The following is a 3,823-nucleotide window of genomic DNA, read 5'->3' as shown; positions in this document are numbered from 1 at the left end:
TAAAAAGTTAAAAAAGCCTGTAGCGAGCACACTACTAATGGGTTGCACTTGCCTAAAGGCAAACAGTGATTTATTTTTTTTTATAGATGACGAGCAACTAGAAAGAGTTCCTAAAAAAAGCTGAATAAATAACAATCCATACACCATAAAACTGAACGTTGGTATGGTGTGAGTTTCACCACCATCAATTCGACCACGCAAATAAGAAAGCATAATAATAAAACTCAGTGGCTGCACAACCGCCCAAGCAAGCCCTAGCTTATCGTTAAAGCCTGTGCGGATTTCGCGTACAAATAGGGCAAATATAACGTCGCGCCATATTGCCCAGTTATTACGTTTAAGTACTGTGGTCATTTAGGTGGCCACATTTGCCGCAATAGCAATTTGATAAATTATTTGCGTAATATCTTTAACCGATTGCAAAAACTTGGTGTCGACTTTTGGGAGTACCAAAATTTGGTCACCTGGTTTTAAGGTGCCGTAAGCGTCTACGTCTATCATGCCGTTAGGGTGTATAACCATTATTTGGTCGTAATTGGCGCGTTCGCTGTAGCCACCTGCCCATGCTATGTAGTCGTCAATTGTTGCATTTGGGTTGTACACAAGCGCTTGTGGCATGAGCACTTCGCCACCTATGTGTATTAAATCAGTTTTTGCTGGTATGTATATTACATCCCCCTGCTCTAACCTAATATTTGCAACTTGACCTTGATCTGAAATTACAACCTTGCCAAGTGGAACCGCTTTGCGGGCACGTTCGGTAAACTCTAAAATCATTTTACCTTCTTCGGCTCTTATTTTAGCTTCTCCGTCGGACGACGCTGGGGCGGTAAATACGCTGCGCTCTAATCGGTCTAACGCTTGCTCAATCATTTCTTTTTGCTTTTTAGCTACGCTTTTACGCTGTATATAAATTGACTTGTAGTCAGCAAGGTCTTTATTTATTTGTATATTGGCAAGTAAGTCGTGCAAGCGTGTGTTATTTTTTACTGCAAAGTACGAAGGCCCTAAGTAACTGCCAGCTACCTGAATATCGAGTACTTGAGCACGTATATCGTCGTTAAAAATAAGGCGGTCGCCATCTTTAAGTGTAAAGCTTTTAAACTCGTTGTAAGGTAAGTAAACCGAAAATGGGCCTGTTTTACGATCGCCTACTATTCCTACGTGGCTTACTTTAGCAAGTGGCAAGGCAAATTTTGCTAGTTGCTCACCCGTTGCTTGATTATCTTTAAACTCAAACCTAAATGGTGCTCTTACACTTCCCGATACAACAACTGTTGCCTTTTGGCGCTCAACTAAAATTACGTCGTTGTCTTTAAAGTTAAACTTAGGGAGGTAACCACTTAGTATAAAGTCGTATAGGTCTATATTTTGAATGACTTTGTCGTCACGCAATACCTTTATAGAGCGGTAACTTCCTCGCTCAGAGTCTATTCCACCGGCTCGCTTTAAGTAGTACAAAATACTGTCGGAGGCTATACCTGCATATTGCCCAGGACGAACAATGCTACCACTTATGTAAACACTCACTGGCGTTGCTGTAAGTAAGTTTACGTATATTTGTACGCTACTTTTATATACTTCTTTTATTTTATTACTTACGTAACTGTTTAGCTGGCTTGCTTTTACGTCTGCTACGTATACAGGACCTACATTAGTTATAAATAAATTACCTTGGTTATCAACCGTTATAACTTCTGATTGATTTATTGCACCCCACAGCCAAATAGAAACTTTGTCGCCTGGTGCTATTGTATAGTCGTCGTTCAAACCATCTTGGCGCTCACTTTCGTAACCTCCTGCAAATAAGTTTGCACCATATGGAGGTGGTAAGCCAAGCTCTGGAGTAGGTAGTAATTCAGCCGCTGACATTTCGCCTGGCAATAATGTTCCAGAACGCCCTTGTTTATTATATGTTCCATTTTGTAACGCAGCATTAGGTAGTTGCGTTTGAGTTGTACCTGCGCTTTCAAGCTGGCTTAAAGACATTTGTTCTGCTGCAGTAACATTAGCGCTAAATAGACTAAAGGTAGAGCAGGTTAATATTAAAAATGTTTGAAATATTTTGCTTAGCATGTTCATAAAGGGCTTAAGCTCCAAAGCTAATTTGGTTGTTTTTGTTTTCAATTACTTGAGGCGTTACTACCCATTGCTGGTTGGTATTTTTACACACAGCTCGACGTTCTTGTTCGGCTAATTGTTCTGCTCTTTTTAAATAAACCACTCTACAGTTTTCACCCAATGCTGACGTATATTGCAGACCTAATGTAAACTCAATATTATTGTATTGCCCTGTATAGCCTTGCGGCTTAGAGTCTAATACATCACTTAAATACGTGGGTAATGCGCTAGCACTGTTAGATTTTATTGGTTCGTCTATTAGGGCACGTGTAGCATGAAGAACAGGGGGTGACATAGCACAGCCTGTTAAAAACAGAAAAGGGAGAAGTGATAGTATAACTTTATTATTTTTCATTATTTATTTTCTAATCTATTGGTAAGTAACAAAATAAAATCCTTGATGTGCTAAATTTTCGTTAGCTTTTTCCATACTTGTTTAGTAATTGCCGAATAACACATAAAAAACAATAAAAAAGACACTAGCATTATCCACTCAGCAACTGCATAAACTTCAGCCAAACAACCTAGTAGGGCAAGTATACTTGCACCAGACGAAATAACAATAAGCGAAAATCGATGGCTGTAACCTGCTGCTTCAAAAATATGATGCAAATGCTGTCTGTCAGCCTGAAAAGGGGATACACCTGATTTGACTCTTCGCATTATTACTGTTGCCATATCCATTAAAGGTACAGCAATTATATACAAGGCAGTTACAGGTCTTAATGCTGGCGCATCTAACTCTATCCCTATTACCATAAGCCAAACTAGAGTTAAGCCTATGAGCATATTGCCTGAGTCACCCATAAATATTTTTGTGACTGAGCTGTGTAGTTTAAGATTAAATATTAAATACCCTAATAAGGCAGCAATAAATAAAAAAGGCAGCAAATACCATGCATTAGTTACTCGACTTAGTAAAAACGCCAAAGCAGTAAATGCAACTACACTGAGTAAACCGACTAATCCGTCCATGCCATCCATCATGTTAATAGCATTGATTCCTGCAATAATAGCAATAACCGTTAATACAATTCCAAATCCTGCTAATTTGAGTTCAAACCAACCTAAAATATATCCTAAGCTGTGTAAGTAGATCTCTGTTCCAAATATAACTAACGAGGCTACAAGCACTTGTGCAACAAGTCGGATTTTTACCGAGAGTTGATAACGATCATCTAAAGTACCCAAAAAAAGTACCAACGCTGATGCAACTAAATAAATATTTAGGTTTCGGCTGTGTTCTATAAATAACATTGAAGTAATTAATACGGCTAAATAAATTGCAATTCCGCCAACTAAAGGAATGTTTCCTTTATGTATTTTTCTATCGCAAGGGAAGTCAACCAACCCTGTTTTTACAGCAATAGGATTAATCACTTTTATGGCAACAAGTGAGATAATAAACGTAATTGAGAGAGGGAACCAAAAATCCATTATGTATCCATATGTGTAAAAGTATAGCTAAAGCGCAACGAATATGTACTTCTCATAAGTATACAAAACCTTTACATTTATGCATGGCTAATTACAACTATATTATCAAGACAAAGCACTTAAAACACATGATTTATCACTAGTTTTGTAATGATTTATTTTTTCAATGTTAAAAATAATACCACAAATAGTTGTTTAAAGTACTTCAATACTATTACAGCTTTAATTCTATCTCTCGATAACCGACCATAGCGTGCAATCGACA

The 3,823-nt window shown here is 37.8% G+C and carries 3 protein-coding genes and 1 pseudogene; all 4 read right to left on the bottom strand.

The annotated features are described in order from the left end of the window. Positions 1–354, bottom strand: a pseudogene (locus H5072_RS14025) (ABC transporter); the annotation flags it as partial. After that, a complete protein-coding gene (locus H5072_RS14020) occupies positions 355–2,082 on the bottom strand; it encodes a polysaccharide biosynthesis/export family protein (RefSeq protein ID WP_182693867.1) in 1,728 nt (575 codons plus the stop codon). A 7-nt stretch (positions 2,083–2,089) separates the two neighbouring features. After that, positions 2,090–2,416 (bottom strand): DVU3141 family protein, encoded by a 327-nt coding sequence (locus H5072_RS14015; RefSeq protein ID WP_002958461.1) that lies wholly within the window; start codon positions 2,414–2,416, stop codon positions 2,090–2,092. A 110-nt stretch (positions 2,417–2,526) separates the two neighbouring features. Then, positions 2,527–3,558, bottom strand: coding sequence for a UDP-N-acetylglucosamine--undecaprenyl-phosphate N-acetylglucosaminephosphotransferase (wecA, locus tag H5072_RS14010; protein ID WP_165723976.1), 1,032 nt, complete (start codon positions 3,556–3,558; stop codon positions 2,527–2,529). Positions 3,559–3,823: the final 265 nt, after the last annotated feature.

This window comes from Pseudoalteromonas sp. SR45-5, from assembly GCF_014163565.1.
GTDB classification, from domain to species: Bacteria; Pseudomonadota; Gammaproteobacteria; order Enterobacterales; family Alteromonadaceae; genus Pseudoalteromonas; species Pseudoalteromonas distincta.
Note: the sequence above shows the minus strand (reverse complement) of the source record. Positions and strands in the feature narration are given on the sequence as shown.

Bases quoted from the DNA above. Each gene is read 5' to 3' on its own strand.
- H5072_RS14015 (WP_002958461.1), bottom strand. From the start codon at position 2,416: ATGTCACCCCCTGTTCTTCATGCTACACGTGCCCTAATAGACGAACCA.
- H5072_RS14020 (WP_182693867.1), bottom strand. From the start codon at position 2,082: ATGAACATGCTAAGCAAAATATTTCAAACATTTTTAATATTAACCTGC.
- wecA (WP_165723976.1), bottom strand. From the start codon at position 3,558: ATGGATTTTTGGTTCCCTCTCTCAATTACGTTTATTATCTCACTTGTT.